Annotated in this window: 12 protein-coding genes; 8 read left to right on the top strand and 4 right to left on the bottom strand. The window is 50.4% G+C overall.

Going from position 1 to position 20255, the window contains the following annotated elements; all coding sequences use genetic code 11:
- Nucleotide 1 precedes the first annotated feature (1 nt).
- From AB4H76_RS08755 to apbC, 4 genes are all read right to left on the bottom strand, one after another.
- Nucleotides 2-676, bottom strand: coding sequence for a fimbria/pilus periplasmic chaperone (locus tag AB4H76_RS08755; RefSeq protein ID WP_000677393.1), 675 nt, complete (start codon nt 674-676; stop codon nt 2-4).
- Nucleotides 677-755: 79 nt separating this feature from the next.
- On the bottom strand, nt 756-1298 hold the full coding sequence (locus AB4H76_RS08750; RefSeq protein ID WP_077491863.1) for a fimbrial protein: 543 nt from the start codon (nt 1296-1298) through the stop codon (nt 756-758).
- 292 nt (nt 1299-1590) lie between these two features.
- Nucleotides 1591-1872 carry a YehE family protein gene (locus AB4H76_RS08745; RefSeq protein WP_001324851.1) on the bottom strand — a complete coding sequence of 94 codons (282 nt, stop codon included), beginning with the start codon at nt 1870-1872 and terminating at the stop codon, nt 1591-1593.
- A gap of 262 nt (nt 1873-2134) precedes the next feature.
- Complete coding sequence (gene apbC, locus AB4H76_RS08740) at nt 2135-3244, bottom strand: iron-sulfur cluster carrier protein ApbC (RefSeq protein ID WP_001005448.1); 1110 nt, start codon at nt 3242-3244, stop codon at nt 2135-2137.
- Between the two features lie 131 nt (nt 3245-3375).
- On the opposite strand from apbC, the gene metG reads away from it, so the two are divergent.
- From metG to AB4H76_RS08700, 8 genes are all read left to right on the top strand, one after another.
- Nucleotides 3376-5409 (top strand): methionine--tRNA ligase, encoded by a 2034-nt coding sequence (gene metG / locus AB4H76_RS08735; RefSeq protein WP_001300883.1) that lies wholly within the window; start codon nt 3376-3378, stop codon nt 5407-5409.
- A gap of 140 nt (nt 5410-5549) precedes the next feature.
- Nucleotides 5550-9344 (top strand): DUF4132 domain-containing protein, encoded by a 3795-nt coding sequence (locus AB4H76_RS08730; protein ID WP_077491861.1) that lies wholly within the window; start codon nt 5550-5552, stop codon nt 9342-9344.
- A gap of 9 nt (nt 9345-9353) precedes the next feature.
- Nucleotides 9354-12986: a DUF4132 domain-containing protein YehI gene (gene yehI / locus AB4H76_RS08725; RefSeq protein WP_159189399.1), complete on the top strand. Its 3633-nt coding sequence runs from the start codon at nt 9354-9356 to the stop codon at nt 12984-12986.
- Between the two features lie 60 nt (nt 12987-13046).
- On the top strand, nt 13047-13364 hold the full coding sequence (yehK, locus tag AB4H76_RS08720; RefSeq protein WP_000636925.1) for a protein YehK: 318 nt from the start codon (nt 13047-13049) through the stop codon (nt 13362-13364).
- Nucleotides 13365-13670: 306 nt separating this feature from the next.
- Complete coding sequence (locus tag AB4H76_RS08715; protein ID WP_001300974.1) at nt 13671-14759, top strand: ATP-binding protein; 1089 nt, start codon at nt 13671-13673, stop codon at nt 14757-14759.
- Nucleotides 14760-14769: 10 nt separating this feature from the next.
- The gene (locus AB4H76_RS08710; protein ID WP_032266293.1) at nt 14770-17049 is read left to right on the top strand and encodes a DUF5682 family protein; all 2280 of its coding nucleotides are present in this window, start codon (nt 14770-14772) and stop codon (nt 17047-17049) included.
- Nucleotides 17042-18178: a VWA domain-containing protein gene (locus tag AB4H76_RS08705; protein ID WP_077491859.1), complete on the top strand. Its 1137-nt coding sequence runs from the start codon at nt 17042-17044 to the stop codon at nt 18176-18178. The genes AB4H76_RS08710 and AB4H76_RS08705 overlap by 8 nt, the downstream gene beginning before the upstream one ends.
- On the top strand, nt 18175-20175 hold the full coding sequence (locus tag AB4H76_RS08700; protein WP_001375261.1) for an SWIM zinc finger family protein: 2001 nt from the start codon (nt 18175-18177) through the stop codon (nt 20173-20175). The genes AB4H76_RS08705 and AB4H76_RS08700 overlap by 4 nt, the downstream gene beginning before the upstream one ends.
- Nucleotides 20176-20255 lie beyond the last annotated feature (80 nt).

The raw sequence follows: 20255 nt of genomic DNA, 5'->3' as shown, positions 1-20255 counted from the left end.
ATTAAATTTTGTCACTAATATAGTTGCCATGGTCATCGATAATGGTCAGATGCCAGTTATTTGCATTATTACTTTTGACATTAACACTCTGACTTTCTAAGGGGGCAATCATAATAGTTTCATAATTGACTTTGACATTATTAGCTTTGACATCCGAAATCGTCACCCAATTAGCTGAGTCATTTTTTATCACCAAACCATTGCCACTGCGATTTACCAGCAATTTTTTAAATGTCGCTTTATTTACCGGAGCAATACCCGCTGGCCGGTAAAACAACTTAATTCTGTTTTGCATCGCAAACTTCAGTGCATTCTTACCTTCTTGCTCTGGACTATTTGGTGGAATATCCAGAACATTCAGATAAAAAATGCTTTCTTTATTAGTGGGCAGTTTATTCGGCATAATTTTGATTTTTACTTGCTGCCCGGAATTTGCCCCTATTTTTGCCACTGGTGGCGTTAACATGAAAGGAACCTGAATTTTTTCTGGTGGTAATGACGTATCGCCATCATCAATCCACGCCTGCAGCAGCGAAGAACGGTTTCCCTGGTTCATCAACTGCACCATCACTTCTTTATTTTCTGCCGGGTAAATAATGCGCGTCCCGTAGATAACAATTCCGGCATGTGCAGGAAGGACCATAGAAAAAATGAGTAAAGATAATAATCCTTTCATTTTAATTCCTCTTAAATTAAAAGGCCGCCATGGGATAGCGGCCATGTTTATTACCTGGAGAAACTTACAATTTTATTTATTAATCCTGCGCCACACGCATAACCAGAGAAGATAACACATCACCTGATTGCACTGAGTTATCTGTCAGTTTCAGGTATTTTGCTTTAAACGGAATAGCATATTGACCTTCCGCTTTTTTATAACTCTCAATGTTAAAAGGTGCAGAAACATCCAGGACATCGCTGTTATCACCTAAATAGAGATAGTAACCCACGGTATCGTTGCTACTGGCTATCGCCTTATCGTTACCGGTTATTTTATCGTTGGTAATCAACGAGAGTTTTACACCAGCAACTTCTTTCGGGCAGCTAATTTTTAACATGCTGCTGGTTACACCGACTGCATCATCATAGGTAGAATATTTAGCTTTACCTTCAAAGACACTGGTTGGTACAGTCGGCATATTAATACTTACTGAATCACCACCCGCTTCGAATTTACACGGAGATTCTGCAATATTCCCCTTAATAGTTAATGTTCCGGTATCAACGTCTGCAGCAAATACTCCAGCGCTCATAAAAAAAGAAGAAAAGACAGCGGCAGCAATAATTGAACGTTTCATAATATGTTCCTTAATAAAATTTATTTTTGGTTGTTAAGAGTCTGTATCTCTTGGAAACAAATTTCTCACATCAAAAAAGTTGCCGCAATGTAAACACATTGTTTTATTGATTTAAAACAAATTAACCATTGCAATATAAATACAACAAATATTTAAGAGTATTAACTATTTATCGCATCTATCAATTAATGTAGATTTATGTAAATGGTATTGTTGATATCAATAAAAAAGCCGAAATCATTTATATAAATGATTTCGGCTTTCTAAATGCAATTAAAATCAGGTTGCCAAATTAATCGTAGCGATTTAACACGATTCGACGTTTGCTATCGCTACCTGCAACAACCACTTCTGTCGTTACACCTTTGACGGGCGAAGAAAACAGATGACGGGTGTCAACATTATACGTTAACTGACCACAATGCTGTTGAGGTTGACCATTAACCATAGCCATACTGCATGTTGGGGGACTGATCCTGCCATTAATCGCTAATGTGGCAGTCTCTGAAGAGAATGCGGGAGAAGCCAATCCATAGGCAAGAAAAATAATTCCTGACAGCCAATACTTATTCATTGAACGTTATCCCTGTAGTAAAGGTTATGCCTGGATAGAATGAGTGCATAACAAACTATAGCTGTACATCCACTACACAGCCACGAAGGATGATAATGAAGCATTGCCTGTATGATCAATCGACTTTGTAGAGTTTCGGACGAAGGTCCGCAGAATATTCGCAGTATTAAATAAGTGTTCATTAATGCGGCAAAAACTAATACACCGCATCAATGTAACATCTCTGCGGTGTATGAAGAATAACCAGAATGGTTAATAGGCGTTAGACCGCGCGGAAGGAAATCTCGCCTGGAATGACTTCACCCTGCCAGTAGAGCTGAGCTGCAACGCGGTCAGCCAGCTGGCGGTAGATAGCGGTAAATTCGCTCTCCGGACGGCTGATAACCGTTGGCGTACCTTTATCGAGATCCTCACGTAAGGAGATGTGTAACGGCATCTGCCCCAGCAGCTGTGTATGGTATTTTTCAGCCAGTTTCTCTGCACCACCGGTACCGAAAATCGGTTCATGGTGACCACAGTTACTGCAAATATGCACACTCATGTTCTCGACAATACCGAGCACCGGAACCTCGACTTTCTCGAACATCACAATGCCTTTTTTCGCATCGATCAGCGCGATGTCCTGCGGGGTGGTGACCACGACTGCACCGGTTACTGGAATGTTTTGCGCCAGCGTCAATTGAATGTCACCGGTGCCTGGCGGCATATCAAGCACCAGATAGTCGAGATCCGGCCACAAGGTTTCCTGCAACATCTGCATTAACGCCTTGCTCGCCATCGGTCCACGCCACACCATCGCATTGTCGTCAGTGACCAGATAACCAATTGAATTGGTTGCCAGGCCATGAGACATAATCGGTGCCATATGGGTACCGTCCGGCGAAGTTGGACGCTGATTTTCTGCGCCCAACATTGTTGGGATTGATGGGCCGTAGATATCGGCGTCCAGAATGCCGACTTTCGCCCCTTCTGCCGCCAGCGCCAGTGCCAGGTTTACCGCCGTGGACGATTTACCCACGCCGCCTTTACCGGAACTCACCGCGATAATGTTCTTCACACCGTTAATTCCCGGCTGATTCTTCACGCGTTTCAGAGTGGCTATGTTATGCGACAGTTTCCAGTCGATAGCTTTCGCCCCGGTGATGCGCAGCAGTTCGGCGCTACATTGCTCTTTTAACTCTTCGAACGCGCTATGCCAGACAAACGGCATAACCAGTTCCACATGCAACGTGTCGTCCATCCAGGCGACATGGTGCAACGCTTTCAGCGTGGTGAGGTTATGCTTCAGGGTTGGGTGCTGAAAATTGGCCAGTGTCCCGGCGACCATTGCGCGCAAGGCTTCTGGTGATTTGGCCTGGGATTGTTCGTTCATCCCGACTCCTTTTTTGTATAGATAAACCATCAGCTGATAGTTTACCTGAAGAATATAGAGAAGTACTTACTTAACATTTTCCCATTTGGTACTATCTAACCCCTTTTCACTATTAAGAAGTAATGCCTACTATGACTCAAGTCGCGAAGAAAATTCTGGTGACGTGCGCACTGCCGTACGCTAACGGCTCAATCCACCTCGGCCATATGCTGGAGCACATCCAGGCTGATGTCTGGGTCCGTTACCAGCGAATGCGCGGCCACGAGGTCAACTTCATCTGCGCCGACGATGCCCACGGTACACCGATCATGCTGAAAGCTCAGCAGCTTGGTATCACCCCGGAGCAGATGATTGGCGAAATGAGTCAGGAGCATCAGACTGATTTCGCAGGCTTTAACATCAGCTATGACAACTATCACTCGACGCACAGCGAAGAGAACCGCCAGTTGTCAGAACTTATCTACTCTCGCCTGAAAGAGAACGGTTTTATTAAAAACCGCACCATCTCTCAGCTGTACGATCCGGAAAAAGGCATGTTCCTGCCGGACCGTTTTGTGAAAGGCACCTGCCCGAAATGTAAATCCCCGGATCAATACGGCGATAACTGCGAAGTCTGCGGCGCGACCTACAGCCCGACTGAATTGATCGAGCCGAAATCGGTGGTTTCTGGCGCTACGCCGGTAATGCGTGATTCTGAACACTTCTTCTTTGATCTGCCCTCTTTCAGCGAAATGTTGCAGGCATGGACCCGCAGCGGTGCGTTGCAGGAGCAGGTGGCAAATAAAATGCAGGAGTGGTTTGAATCCGGCCTGCAACAGTGGGATATCTCCCGCGACGCGCCATACTTTGGTTTTGAAATTCCGAACGCGCCGGGCAAATATTTCTACGTCTGGCTGGACGCACCGATTGGCTACATGGGTTCTTTCAAGAATCTGTGCGACAAGCGCGGCGACAGCGTAAGCTTCGATGAATACTGGAAGAAAGACTCCACCGCCGAGCTGTACCACTTCATCGGTAAAGATATCGTTTACTTCCACAGCCTGTTCTGGCCTGCCATGCTGGAAGGCAGCAACTTCCGCAAGCCGACCAACCTGTTTGTTCATGGCTATGTGACGGTGAACGGCGCGAAGATGTCCAAGTCTCGCGGCACCTTTATTAAAGCCAGCACCTGGCTGAATCATTTTGACGCTGACAGCCTGCGTTACTACTACACTGCGAAACTCTCTTCGCGCATTGATGATATCGATCTCAACCTGGAGGATTTCGTTCAGCGCGTGAATGCCGATATCGTTAACAAAGTGGTTAACCTGGCCTCCCGTAACGCGGGCTTTATCAACAAACGTTTTGACGGCGTGCTGGCAAACGAACTGGCTGACCCGCAGTTGTACAAAACCTTCACTGATGCCGCTGAAGTGATTGGTGAAGCGTGGGAAAGCCGTGAATTTGGTAAAGCTGTGCGCGAAATCATGGCGCTGGCTGATCTGGCTAACCGCTATGTCGATGAACAGGCTCCGTGGGTAGTCGCAAAACAGGAAGGTCGCGATGCTGACCTGCAGGCGATTTGCTCAATGGGCATCAACCTGTTCCGCGTGCTGATGACTTACCTGAAGCCGGTACTGCCGAAACTGACCGAGCGTGCAGAAGCCTTCCTCAATACGGAACTGACCTGGGATGGTATCCAGCAACCGCTGCTGGGCCACAAAGTGAATCCGTTCAAGGCGCTGTATAACCGCATCGATATGAAACAGGTTGAAGCTCTGGTGGAAGCCTCTAAAGAAGAAGTGAAAGCAGCTGCCGCGCCAGTTACTGGCCCACTGGCAGATGATCCGATTCAGGAAACCATCACCTTTGACGACTTCGCCAAAGTTGACCTGCGCGTAGCGCTGATCGAAAACGCAGAGTTTGTTGAAGGTTCTGACAAACTGCTGCGCCTGACACTGGATCTCGGCGGTGAAAAACGCAATGTCTTCTCCGGTATTCGTTCTGCCTACCCGGATCCGCAGGCACTGATTGGTCGTCACACCATTATGGTGGCTAACCTGGCACCACGTAAAATGCGCTTTGGAATCTCCGAAGGCATGGTGATGGCTGCCGGTCCAGGCGGGAAAGATATCTTCCTGCTAAGCCCGGATGCTGGTGCTAAACCGGGTCATCAGGTGAAATAATCCCCCTTCAAGGCGCTGCATCGACAGCGCCTTTTCTTTATAAATTCCTAAAGTTGTTTTCTTGCGATTTTGTCTCTCTCTAACCCGCATAAATACTGGTAGCATCTGCATTCAACTGGATAAAATTACAGGGATGCAGAATGAGACACTTTATCTATCAGGACGAAAAATCACATAAATTCTGGGCGGTGGAGCAACAGGGAAACGAGTTGCATATCAGTTGGGGAAAAGTTGGCACCAAAGGGCAAAGTCAGATAAAAAGTTTTTCAGATGCTGCGGCAGCGGAAAAAGCGGAACTTAAGCTGATTGCGGAGAAGGTGAAGAAGGGGTATGTGGAGCAAGCGAAGGATAATTCTTTGCAACCTTCCCAAACGGTAACGGGCTCTCTCAAGGTAGCGGACTTATCCACCATTATTCAGGAACAACCCTCTTTCGTAGCAGAAACCCGTGCGCCTGACAAAAATACAGATGCTGTTTTACCGTGGCTGGCGAAAGATATTGCTGTCGTTTTTCCGCCCGAAGTTGTACACACCACGTTAAGTCATCGCCGCTTTCCCGGAGTTCCTGTTCAGCAAGCAGACAAATTGACCCAATTACGTCGCTTAGCCTGTAGTGTGTCGCAACGGGATAATAAAACAGCCACATTTGACTTCAGCGCCTGTTCTTTAGAATGGCAAAACACCGTCGCCCAGGCGATCAGTCAGATCGACGGCCTGAAAACAACACAGTTACCATCACCAGTAATGGCTGTACTCACGGCACTTGAAATGAAATGCACAAGATATAAAGTGCGTGAGGATGTTATGGATCAGATCGTCCAGGAAGGCGGTCTGGAATATGCTACTGATGTAATAATACACCTTCAACAGATTGATATTGAATGGGATTATGCGAATAATGTCATTATTATTCTGCCGTCTGGCATTGCACCTAGCTACTTGGAGCAATATTCCAGATTTGAATTATGCCTACGTAAACATTTATCACTGACGGAAGAGTCTCTCTGGCAAAAATGTGCACAAAAACTTATTGCCGCAATTCCACATATTCCAGAATGGCGGCAACCATTAATTGCTTTGTTATTACCCGAAAAACCAGAAATTGCACATGAAATTGCCCAGCGTCTACTGGGGCAAAAAAAATTACCCTCGCTTGAGTGGTTAAAAATAGTGGCGACTGATGAGCACATTCTTGCCTCATTAGAAAAATATCACGAACCATATGCCATTTTTGATGATTACTATTGTGGTGCGATATGGTCAGCCACCGTATTACAGGAGCAAGGTGTTGCAGCCCTGCCCCGATTTGCTCCCTATGCCGCAAGTGACTACTGCGCCGATGTGTTGCGTCATATCAATCATCCGTTCGCATTGACACTGCTTATACGTGTAGCCGGGCAAACTAAACGCTGTCACGATCGGATGACGAAAGCCATTGCTGCGTTCCCACATGCAGCAATGGCGGCACTGACGGAACTTCTTGGGCAAAAAGAAGAGAACAGTTGGCGCATTATGCTAATGACAATGCTTATCTCACAACCAGCACTGGCAGAACAGGTCATTCCCTGGCTCTCGACACCCGCAGTTGCCGTACTGAAATCATGCCAGCAACAACTGACACAGCCCTCAAACCATGCCAGCGCCGATCTACTGCCAGCCGTAGTAGTCTCCCCTCCCTGGCTTTCGAAAAAGAAAAAATCGCCGATTCCGGTGCTGGATTTAGCGCCATTAGGCATTGAGCCAATCTGTTATCTGACAGAAGAAATCAGTAATCAACTTTTGGCGAAATATATCTGGTATTCAAAACACATCACGGTTAGCCATGAAGAAAGTACTACCAACCTGTTGGCAAGGATGGGTTTTCAACGACGGATCGCTGGTACATATATTAAAGCTCCCGAAGCGGTAGTTGAGGCATGGCTAAATGAAGATTATTCAACCTTACTAAGTGAATTTAAGGTGTTTCATTCACCTACCGGGCATTATTGGCAGTTGGGGATTTTGACAACATTGCCGCTGGAGAAAGCAGTAAAAGCATGGAATGCCCTTACCCTATCTCCACATACCGATACCGAATACTCCATGTTACATTTTGGACTCAAAGGGTTACCTGGGTTAGTAAACTCACTTGCACGCTATCCACAAGAAGCCTTGCCCATCACGAATTACTTCGCAGCGAGTGAGCTGGCACCTGCCGTCGCCCGCGCCTTCAACAAACTCAAAACCCTACGACAAGACGCCCGTAGCTGGCTGCTAAAATACCCGGAACATGCCATAACCGGCCTGCTACCTGCGGCGCTCGGCAAAGCCGGTGAAGCCCAGGATAACGCCCGCGCTGCCTTGCGTATGCTTACCGAAAACGGTCATCAGCCATTACTGCAAGAAATCGCCCGGCGTTATAACCAGCCGGAAGTAACAGACGCGGTGAACGCTCTGCTTGCGCTCGATCCCTTAGATAATCACCCGACAAAAATCCCCACTCTTCCGGCCTTTTATCAGCCATCGCTCTGGACGCGCCCGGTATTAAAAGCAAACGCCCAATCACTGCCAGATAACGCCCTCCTCCACCTCGGTGAAATGCTCCGCTTCCCTCAGGAAGAGGCTCTATATCCGGGATTATTGCAGGTGAAAGATGCCTGTACCGCCGACTCACTGGCTGAATTTGCCTGGGATCTGTTTACCGCCTGGCAGACCGCTGGCGCGCCGTCGAAAGAAAGCTGGGCGTTCACTGCGTTAGGCGTTCTCGGTAACGATGACACCGCCCGCAAACTGACGCCATTAATCCGCGCCTGGCCTGGCGAATCTCAGCATAAACGTGCCACCGTTGGGTTGGATATTCTCGCTGCTATCGGTAGTGATATCGCCCTGATGCAGCTTAACGGCATCGCCCAGAAACTGAAATTCAAAGCATTACAGGAGCGGGCAAAAGAAAAAATTGCCGACATTGCCGAGAGCCGCGAACTCACGGTGGCGGAGCTTGAAGATCGGTTAGCACCGGATCTCGGTCTGGATGATAACGGTTCGCTGCTGCTGGATTTTGGCCCACGGCAGTTCACCGTCAGCTTTGATGAAACCTTAAAACCGTTTGTGCGTGATGTTTCCGGCAGCCGCCTGAAAGACCTGCCCAAACCGAACAAAAGCGATGATGAAACGCGGGCGAACGATGCGGTTAACCGCTACAAATTGCTGAAAAAAGATGCGCGTACCATCGCCGCCCAGCAGGTAGCAAGGCTGGAATCCGCCATGTGCCTGCGCCGCCGCTGGTCGCTGGAAAACTTCCAGCTCTTCCTGGTTGAGCATCCGCTGGTTCGTCACTTAACCCGCCGTCTGATTTGGGGCGTTTATAGCGCCGAAAACCAGCTACTGGCTTGCTTTCGCGTAGCAGAAGATAACAGCTCCAGCACCGCTGACGATGATCTTTTCACCCTGCCGGAAGGCGATATCTCTATCGGCACTCCTCACGTTCTGGAAATATCACCAACGGATGCTGCCGCCTTTGGTCAGCTTTTTGCCGACTACGAACTGCTACCACCGTTCCGCCAGCTCGACCGTAACAGCTACGCCCTGACAGAAGCCGAGCGCAATGCCAGTGAACTGACCCGCTGGGCAGGCAGAAAATGCCCGAGTGGTCGGGTCATGGGGCTGGCGAATAAAGGCTGGATAAAGGGCGAACCACAGGATGGAGGCTGGATCGGATGGATGATCAAACCTTTGGGTCGCTGGTCGTTAATCATGGAAATCGATGAAGGCTTTACGGTAGGCATGTCGCCAGCCGAACTCAGCGCTGAGCAGCTCTTAAGCAAGCTGTGGCTATGGGAAGGCAAAGCAGAAAGATATGGCTGGGGGAGTAATTCAACACAGGAAGCGCAGTTCTCCGTAATCGATGCCATCACCGCCAGCGAGCTAATTAACGATATTGAAGCCCTGTTTGAATAAGGAAAGAGCATGGACAAGGAATTACCGTGGCTGGCGGATAACGCCCAACTGGAACTGAAATATAAAAAAGGCAAAACGCCGCTCAGTCATCGTCGCTGGCCGGGCGAACCAGTGTCCGTTATCACTGGAAGTCTCATCCAGACATTGGGTGATGAATTGCTACAAAAAGCTGAGAAGAAAAAAAACATTGTCTGGCGTTATGAGAATTTTTCACTGGAGTGGCAGTCCGCCATCACGCAGGCCATCAACTTGATCGGCGAACACAAACCCTCAATCCCGGCCCGGACAATGGCGGCGCTAGCCTGTATCGCGCAAAATGAAAGCCAACAGTTGCTCGACGAAATCGTCCAACAAGAGGGGCTGGAATATGCGACTGAGGTGGTGATTGCACGCCAGTTTATTGCGCGGTGTTATGAGAGTGATCCTCTGGTAGTGACATTGCAGTATCAGGACGAGGATTATGGCTATGGTTATCGCTCAGAAACCTATAACGAATTCGATCTCCGACTGCGTAAGCATCTCTCTCTGGCAGAGGAAAGCTGCTGGCAGCGTTGCGCCGACAAACTCATTGCCGCACTACCAGGAATAACCAAAGTTCGCTGCCCTTTTATTGCGCTGATCCTCCCGGAAAAACCAGAAATAGCCAATGAGTTGGTAGGCCTTGAATGCCCGCGAACTCATTTTCATTCTAAGGAGTGGTTAAAAGTTGTTGCTAATGACCCCACAGCGGTGAGAAAACTCGAACACTACTGGAGCCAGGATATATTTAGCGATCGAGAAGCCAGCTACATGTCGCATGAAAACCACTTCGGCTACGCGGCCTGCGCCGCCCTTTTGCGCGAACAAGGACTGGCAGCCATTCCGCGCCTCGCGATGTATGCCCATAAAGAAGATTGCGGCAGTCTGCTGGTACAAATTAACCATCCGCAAGTCATCCGCACCTTGCTACTGGTGGCTGATAAAAACAAACCCAGCCTGCAACGTGTAGCTAAATACCATAAAAACTTCCCCCATGCGACGCTCGCCGCACTGGCAGAACTGCTGGCGTTAACAGAACCACCAGCCCGCCCTGGTTATCCAATCATCGAAGACAAAAAGCTGCCTGCACAGCAAAAAGCACGCGATGAATACTGGCGTACGCTGTTACAAACGCTGATGGCATCGCAGCCACAACTGGCAGCAGAAGTGATGCCGTGGTTAAGTACTCAACCCCAGTCAGTGCTGAAGAGTTATTTATCGGCACCGCCCAAACCGGTTATTGATGGCACCGATAACAGCAATCTGCCAGAAATCCTCGTTTCACCACCGTGGCGTAGTAAGAAAAAAATGACAGCTCCACGTCTTGATTTGGCACCGCTCGAATTAACTCCGCAAGTTTACTGGCAACCAGGCGAACAAGAGAGGCTTGCCGCCACTGAGCCTGCCCGTTATTTCAGCACGGAATCTCTTGCGCAACGCATGGAACAAAAAAGTGGACGAGTTGTATTACAGGAACTGGGTTTTGGGGATGATGTATGGCTGTTTCTGAATTATATACTCCCCGGAAAACTGGATGCTGCACGCAATTCACTCTTTGTTCAGTGGCATTACTACCAGGGGCGGGTTGAAGAGATCCTGAATGGCTGGAACTCCCCGGAAGCACAATTAGCAGAACAGGCGCTCCGCAGCGGTCACATAGAAGCGTTAATTAACATATGGGAAAATGACAACTACTCACATTATCGTCCGGAAAAGAGTGTCTGGAACCTGTATTTATTGGCACAGTTGCCGCGTGAGATGGCTTTGACCTTCTGGCTGCGTATCAATGAGAAAAAGCATCTGTTCGCGGGTGAGGACTATTTTCTCAGTATCCTCGGATTGGATGCGCTACCAGGTCTGCTGTTGGCTTTTTCACATCGTCCAAAAGAAACATTTCCGTTAATTTTAAATTTTGGCGCAACAGAACTGGCGCTGCCTGTTGCCCACGTCTGGCGACGTTTCGCGGCGCAGCGTGATCTGGCTCGCCAGTGGATTTTACAATGGCCGGAACATACGGCTAGTGCACTTATCCCTCTTGTCTTTACCAAACCCAGCGATAATAGCGAAGCCGCATTACTTGCCCTGCGTTTACTGTACGAACAGGGACATGGCGAATTGCTACAAACCGTGGCAAACCGCTGGCAGCGTACAGATGTATGGTCTGCCCTGGAGCAGTTGCTTAAACAGGGTCCAATGGACATTTACCCGGCACGCATTCCAAAAGCCCCTGATTTCTGGCATCCGCAAATGTGGTCCAGGCCGCGCCTTATCACTAATAATCAAACTGTTACCAATGACGCTCTGGAAATTATCGGCGAAATGCTGCGCTTTACCCAGGGGGGACGTTTTTATAGCGGGCTGGAACAACTGAAAACGTTCTGCCAGCCACAAACGCTGGCAGCTTTTGCTTGGGATCTCTTCACTGCGTGGCAACAAGCTGGTGCCCCCGCAAAAGACAACTGGGCATTTCTGGCGTTAAGTCTCTTTGGTGACGAAAGCACGGCACGGGATCTGACGACACAGATCCTCGCCTGGCCACAAGAAGGCAAATCTGCCCGTGCTGTCAGCGGCCTGAACATCCTTACCCTGATGAATAATGATATGGCGCTGATACAGCTGCATCATATATCGCAACGGGCTAAATCCCGCCCCTTACGTGATAACGCGGCGGAATTTCTTCAGGTGGTCGCAGAAAATCGCGGGCTAAGCCAGGAAGAGCTAGCGGACAGATTAGTCCCAACCCTGGGCCTTGATGATCCGCAGGCGTTGAGTTTTGATTTTGGTCCCCGGCAGTTTACCGTTCGCTTCGATGAAAATCTCAACCCGGTTATCTTTGATCAGCAAAACGTTCGCCAGAAAAGCGTTCCCCGTTTGCGCGCCGATGACGATCAACTGAAAGCGCCCGAGGCACTGGCCCGACTAAAAGGGCTAAAAAAAGATGCTACTCAGGTGAGCAAAAACCTGCTCCCGCGTCTTGAAACGGCCCTACGTACCACCCGACGCTGGTCGCTGGCAGATTTTCATTCTCTGTTTGTTAATCATCCCTTTACCCGTCTGGTTACCCAGCGATTAATATGGGGGGTTTATCCGGCAAATGAACCGCGTTGTTTACTCAAAGCCTTTCGTGTGGCCGCAGAGGGGGAGTTCTGCAATGCGCAAGATGAGCCAATTGACCTGCCTGCGGACGCTCTGATTGGCATTGCCCACCCGTTAGAAATGACAGCAGAAATGCGCAGTGAATTTGCACAGCTTTTTGCCGATTACGAAATTATGCCGCCTTTTCGCCAGTTGTCGCGCCGCACGGTGCTGCTCACACCTGACGAGTCAACCAGTAACAGCCTGACTCGCTGGGAAGGTAAATCCGCTACCGTTGGGCAACTTATGGGAATGCGATACAAAGGCTGGGAGTCAGGCTATGAGGACGCATTTGTCTATAACCTGGGTGAGTACCGGCTGGTCCTTAAGTTTTCACCCGGTTTTAACCACTACAATGTTGATAGCAAAGCGCTAATGAGCTTCCGTTCTCTTCGAGTGTACCGTGACAATAAATCCGTCACTTTTGCCGAACTTGATGTGTTTGATTTGAGTGAGGCGTTAAGCGCACCTGACGTCATTTTCCATTAAAACACAGCGGGCAGTGATGCAACTGCCCGTTATCAACACGACTTACCAGCGGGGAAAGCGATGATCGTGCAAAAAGAGCTGGTTGCTATTTACGATTATGAGGTCCCTGTACCTGAAGATCCGTTTTCCTTCAGACTTGAGATCCATAAATGCTCTGAATTATTTACAGGTTCCGTCTATCGACTGGAGCGATTCCGGCTACGTCCAACATTTCATCAACGTGATCGAGAAGATGCTGACCCGCTAATAAATGATGCGTTGATTTATATAAGAGATGAGTGTATTGATGAGCGGAAATTACGAGGTGAATCACCTGAAACTGTAATAGCAATTTTTAATCGTGAACTACAGAATATATTCAACCAAGAAATAGAATAATATACTCTAAATAATTCAAATTGGTCCGATCCGGCGCAACGTCCCAATGGCCTGGATTATAAATCTCATTATCTTAATTGCAACGGGGTCCAGCCGTGGTTATAATTCGTTCGTTGGAACACGATGTTGCACAGGCTGTGGTGTTAGGCCTGAAAATAGTAAATAAAAGAACCTGCCTCACCAGCAGGTTTTTTTATTTACTGTGATCTGCTTTCCAGATATTTTTCGCTCAAACAACTAATGCGCCAAACATTTATTGCGCGTAAAATATCGTTTATTTCATTAATACATTTCAGGGATGAATATATGTCACCGCAGAATAATCATCTGCAGCGTCCGCCTGCTGCTGTGTTATACGCCGATGAACTGGCAAAATTAAAACAAAATGATAACGCACCTTGCCCGCCCGGTTGGCAGTTAAGTTTGCCTGCGGCCCGTGCTTTTATCCTTGGCGACGAAGCGCAAAATATCAGCCGTAAAGTGGTGATTAGCCCCTCCGCTGTCGAACGTATGTTAGTCACTCTTGCTACCGGCCGCGGTTTGATGTTGGTGGGGGAACCGGGTACCGCAAAATCTCTTCTTTCTGAATTACTGGCAACCGCTATTAGCGGCGATGCCGGGTTAACCATCCAGGGCGGGGCATCTACCACCGAAGATCAAATCAAGTATGGCTGGAACTACGCCCTGCTTATCAATCATGGTCCGTCAACGGAAGCGCTGGTCCCTGCCCCGCTTTATCAGGGAATGCGCGACGGCAAAATCGTCCGTTTCGAAGAGATAACGCGTACACCGCTGGAAGTGCAGGACTGTCTGTTAGGTATGCTTTCTGACAGGGTGATGACGGTGCCGGAACTCACTGGTGAAGCCAGTCAGCTCTATGCGCGAGAAGGCTTTAATATTATTGCCACTGCCAATACCCGCGATCGCGGCGTCAATGAAATGAGTGCTGCGCTAAAGCGTCGCTTCGATTTTGAAACGGTTTTTCCGATTATGGATTTCGCCCAGGAGTTGGAACTGGTCGCCAGTGCTTCGGCGCGTTTGCTGGCCCATAGCGGTATTCCGCATAAAGTGCCTGACGCGGTACTGGAATTACTGGTCCGCACCTTCCGCGATCTGCGTGCCAACGGCGAAAAGAAAACGTCAATGGATACACTGACAGCGATTATGTCCACCGCTGAAGCCGTGAACGTGGCCCATGCTGTGGGCGTCCGCGCCTGGTTTTTAGCGAATCGCGCGGGGGAGCCTGCCGACCTGGTGGAATGTATTGCCGGAACCATCGTCAAAGATAACGAAGAAGATCGCGCGCGTCTGCGCCGTTACTTCGAACAGCGTGTCGCCACACATAAAGAAGCTCACTGGCAGGCTTATTATCAAGCCCGCCACCGCCTGCCGTGAGGAAAGATGCATGAGCGAGCCGTTAATTGTCGGCATCCGGCATCATAGTCCGGCCTGCGCCCGGCTGGTGAAATCGTTAATCGAAAGCCAGCGGCCACGATACGTGTTGATTGAAGGCCCGGCTGATTTTAATGACCGGGTAGACGAACTGTTTTTAGCCCACCAGCTTCCGGTAGCTATTTACAGTTATTGCCAGTATCAGGACGGTGCAGCCCCCGGGCGTGGTGCCTGGACGCCATTTGCTGAATTTTCGCCGGAGTGGCAGGCGCTACAAGCCGCACGTCGCATTCAGGCACAAACTTACTTCATCGATTTGCCTTGCTGGGCGCAGAGTGAAGAAGAGGACGATTCGCCTGATACGCAAGATGAAAGCCAGGCCTTACTGCTGCGTGCCACCCGCATGGATAACAGCGATACCCTGTGGGATCACTTGTTCGAAGATGAAAGCCAGCAAACTGCATTACCCTCTGCGCTGGCGCACTATTTTGCCCAACTGCGGGGCGACGCCTCCGGCGATGCGCTCAATCGTCAGCGCGAAGCCTTTATGGCCCGCTGGATTGGATGGGCGATGCAGCAAAATAATGGCGACGTGTTAGTTGTCTGCGGTGGCTGGCACGCTCCGGCACTGGCAAAGATGTGGCGCGAATGCCCTCAGAAAATTAACAAGCCAGAATTGCCCTCGCTGGCAGATGCCGTTACAGGTTGTTATCTCACACCCTACAGTGAAAAGCGCCTTGATGTGCTGGCAGGATACCTTTCAGGAATGCCTGCCCCGGTATGGCAAAACTGGTGCTGGCAGTGGGGCTTGCAGAAGGCCGGTGAACAACTGCTAAAAACTATCCTTACCCGTTTGCGCCAGCACAAATTGCCCGCTTCTACCGCGGATATGGCTGCCGCTCATCTGCATGCGATGGCGCTGGCACAGTTGCGCGGTCATACACTACCGTTACGCACTGACTGGCTGGATGCCATAGCAGGCTCGCTGATTAAAGAAGCCCTGAACGCGCCGTTGCCGTGGAGCTATCGCGGCGTTATTCATCCCGATACCGATCCGATTCTGCTAACGTTGATAGACACATTAGCGGGTGACGGATTCGGTAAACTTGCCCCTTCTACGCCACAACCGCCTCTGCCAAAAGATGTCACCTGCGAACTGGAACGTACCGCAATCTCCCTTCCGGCGGAGCTTACCTTAAATCGCTTTACCCCCGATGGGCTGGCGCAAAGTCAGGTGTTACATCGGCTGGCAATACTGGAGATCCCTGGGATTGTACGCCAGCAGGGAAGTACACTGACACTTGCAGGCAACGGTGAAGAACGCTGGAAATTAACCCGCCCGCTTAGCCAGCATGCGGCATTGATTGAGGCCGCCTGTTTTGGTGCCACACTCCAGGAAGCCGCACGCAATAAATTAGAAGCCGATATGCTGGACGCGGGCGGAATCGGCAGTATCACCACATGTCTTAGCCAGGCGGCGTTAGCGGGTCTGGCGTCCTTCAGTCAACAATTACTGGAGCAACTCACACTATTAATCGCCCAGGAAAATCAATTTGCCGAAATGGGCCAGGCGCTGGAAGTGCTTTATGCCTTATGGCGGCTGGATGAAATTAGCGGTATGCAAGGCGCGCAGATATTACAAACGACGTTATGCGCGACTATCGATCGCACGCTGTGGCTGTGTGAATCTAACGGCAGATCGGATGAAAAGGAGTTTCACGCTCACCTGCATAGCTGGCAAGCGCTTTGCCATATTCTGCGCGATCTACATAGCGGCGTTAATTTACCCGGCGTTTCTCTTTCTGCGGCGGTAGCCTTACTGGAGCGACGCAGTCAGGCAATTCATGCCCCGGCGCTGGATCGCGGCGCGGCTCTTGGCGCACTAATGCGTCTGGAACATCCCAACGCCAGTGCCGAAGCGGCGCTGACGATGCTGGCGCAGTTATCCCCGGCACAATCTGGTGAGGCGCTGCACGGTTTGCTGGCGCTGGCCCGCCATCAACTGGCCTGTCAGCCGGCATTTATCGCCGGTTTCAGCAGTCATTTAAATCAACTGAGTGAAGCCGATTTTATTAACGCCCTGCCCGATTTACGCGCGGCGATGGCCTGGCTACCACCACGAGAACGCGGGACGCTGGCGCATCAGGTGCTTGAGCATTATCAACTGGCGCAACTTCCCGTTTCGGCGCTGCAAATGCCGTTGCATTGTCCACCACAGGCCATTGCACATCATCAACAACTCGAACAGCAGGCACTGGCATCGCTGCAAAACTGGGGAGTTTTCCATGTCTGAACTGAACGATCTTCTGACCACCCGTGAGCTACAACGCTGGCGATTAATTCTTGGCGAAGCGGCAGAAACGACGCTTTGTGGGCTGGATGACAACGCCCGGCAGATAGACCACGCGCTGGAGTGGCTGTATGGGCGCGATCCTGAACGGCTCCAGCGTGGTGAACGTTCCAGTGGATTAGGTGGCTCAAATCTCACCACCCCTGAGTGGATCAACAGTATTCACACGCTGTTTCCGCAGCAGGTGATTGAGCGGCTGGAAAGCGATGCCGTGCTGCGCTACGGCATTGAAGATGTGGTGACGAATCTCGACGTGCTGGAACGTATGCAGCCTTCTGAAAGCCTGCTACGCGCTGTTTTGCACACCAAACATCTGATGAACCCCGAAGTACTGGCTGCCGCCCGCCGGATAGTGTGCCAGGTTGTTGAAGAAATTATGGCTCGACTGGCAAAGGAAGTTCGTCAGGCTTTTTCTGGTGTCCGCGATCGCCGTCGCCGTTCATTTATTCCACTGGCGCGAAACTTTGATTTCAAAAGTACTCTGCGCGCCAACCTGCAACACTGGCACCCGCAACACGGCAAGTTGTATATCGAATCCCCCCGCTTTAACAGCCGCATTAAACGCCAAAGCGAACAATGGCAACTGGTCTTACTGGTTGATCAAAGCGGATCGATGGTCGATTCGGTGATCCACTCTGCGGTGATGGCGGCCTGTTTGTGGCAGTTACCCGGCATTCGTACCCATCTGGTGGCGTTTGACACAAGCGTCGTTGATCTCACGGCAGACGTTGCCGATCCGGTAGAGTTATTAATGAAAGTACAGTTGTGCGGCGGGACCAATATCGCCAGTGCCGTGGAGTATGGTCGGCAACTTATTGAACAACCAGCGAAAAGCGTCATTATCCTCGTGAGCGATTTTTACGAAGGGGGTTCATCATCATTACTGACGCATCAGGTGAAAAAGTGTGTCCAGAGCGGCATCAAAGTGCTGGGACTGGCAGCGCTCGATAGCACCGCAACACCTTGCTATGACCGCGATACGGCCCAGGCGCTGGTTAATGTCGGCGCACAAATAGCCGCCATGACGCCGGGCGAGCTGGCATCATGGCTTGCGGAGAATCTTCAGTCATGAATTCACTACGTCCGGAATTATTAGAACTGACACCGCAGGCCCTGACGGCGTTAAGCAATGCCGGTTTTGTTAAGCGCAGTCTTAAGGAACTGGAAAATGGCAACGTCCCGGAGATCAGCCATGAGAACGACGCTTTAATCGCCACCTTCAGTGACGGTGTCCGTACCCAGCTGGCGAACGGCCAGGCACTGAAAGAGGCTCAGTGCAGTTGCGGGGCCAACGGTATGTGCCGTCATCGCGTGATGCTGGTGTTAAGTTATCAACGACTTTGTGCCACCACTCAGTCTACGGAAAAAGAAGAAGAGTGGGATCCGGCAATCTGGCTGGAAGAACTGGCTACCCTTCCCGATGCTACCCGCAAACGCGCACAGGCGCTGGTCGCTAAAGGCATCACCATTGAGTTGTTCTGTGCGCCGGGTGAAATTCCCTCTGCCCGCTTACCGATGAGCGATGTGCGTTTTTATTCCCGCAGCAGTATTCGTTTCGCCCGTTGTGATTGTATTGAAGGCACACTTTGCGAACATGTCGTACTGGCGGTACAGGCCTTCGTCGAGGCCAAAGCGCAGCAAGCAGAATTTAACCATTTAATCTGGCAGATGCGCAGCGAACACGTCACATCATCTGACGATCCGTTTGCCAGCGAAGAAGGCAACGCGTGTCGTCAATATGTTCAGCAATTAAGCCAGACATTATGGCTTGGCGGCATCAGCCAGCCGCTCATCCATTACGAGGCAGCATTCAACCGCGCATTGCAGGCGGCAGAGACCTGCAACTGGCGCTGGGTGAGTGAATCGCTACGGCAACTGCGCGCCAGCGTTGATGCCTTCCACGCCCGCGCCAGCCACTATAATGCCGGAGAATGCTTACATCAGCTTGCGGCATTAAACAGTCGATTAAATTGCGCACAAGAGATGGCCCGGCGCGACAGTATTGGTGAAGTTCCTCCTGTGCCGTGGCGCACGGTCGTTGGCTCTGGCATTGCCGGAGAAGCAAAGCTTGATCATCTGCGGCTGGTGTCTTTAGGTATGCGTTGCTGGCAGGATATTGAGCATTATGGTTTACGCATCTGGTTTACCGATCCCGACACCGGCAGTATTTTGCACCTTTCGCGCAGTTGGCCGCGAAGTGAACAGGAAAACTCACCGGCAGCTACGCGTCGGCTGTTTAGTTTTCAGGCTGGCGCACTGGCGGGCGGGCAAATTGTTTCACAAGCAGCAAAACGCAGTGCCGATGGCGAGCTGCTGTTAGCTACCCGCAACCGCTTAAGCAGCGTTGTGCCGCTGTCGCCTGATGCCTGGCAAATGTTGAGCGCGCCGTTACGCCAGCCGGGCATTGTGGCTTTGCGGGAATATTTACGCCAGCGTCCCCCCGCCTGCATACGGCCTCTTAATCAGGTCGATAACTTATTTATTCTGCCGGTCGCTGAGTGTATTTCGCTCGGTTGGGACAGCAGCCGCCAGACGCTGGATGCGCAGGTCATTAGCGGCGAAGGGGAAGATAATGTGCTGACGTTATCATTACCAGCCTCAGCCAGCGCACCTTATGCCGTTGAACGCATGGCGGCGCTTTTGCAACAAACAGACGACCCCGTGTGTCTGGTTTCTGGCTTTGTCAGTTTTGTTGAAGGGCAATTGACACTGGAACCACGGGTGATGATGACAAAAACCCGTGCCTGGGCGCTGGACGCAGAAACTACGCCTGTGGCACCGCTACCTTCTGCCAGCGTTTTGCCTGTGCCGTCTACTGCTCATCAGTTGCTGATACGCTGCCAGGCGTTACTTATTCAACTGCTCCATAACGGCTGGCGCTATCAGGAACAGAGTGCTATTGGTCAGGCAGAGTTGCTGGCGAATGACCTCACCGCGGTGGGTTTTTATCGGCTGGCACATGTGTTGGGACAATTTCGTAATACAGAAAGCGAGGCACGGGTAGAAGCAATGAATAACGGTGTTTTGCTTTGCGAACAATTATTCCCCATGCTTCAGCAACAAGGATGAAATAGTGCTTTTTACTAAGAGTTCTACTCCAGTTCCGGACTGCTCACGCCACGGTATTAGGCATATCCTATATAGTCCCT

Origin of the sequence: Escherichia sp. UTM R2 (assembly GCF_048593455.1) — a bacterium.
Classification (GTDB): Bacteria; Pseudomonadota; Gammaproteobacteria; order Enterobacterales; family Enterobacteriaceae; genus Escherichia; species Escherichia coli.
The sequence above is the reverse complement of the archived record's forward strand: the minus strand, read 5'-3'. Positions and strand labels throughout refer to the sequence as shown.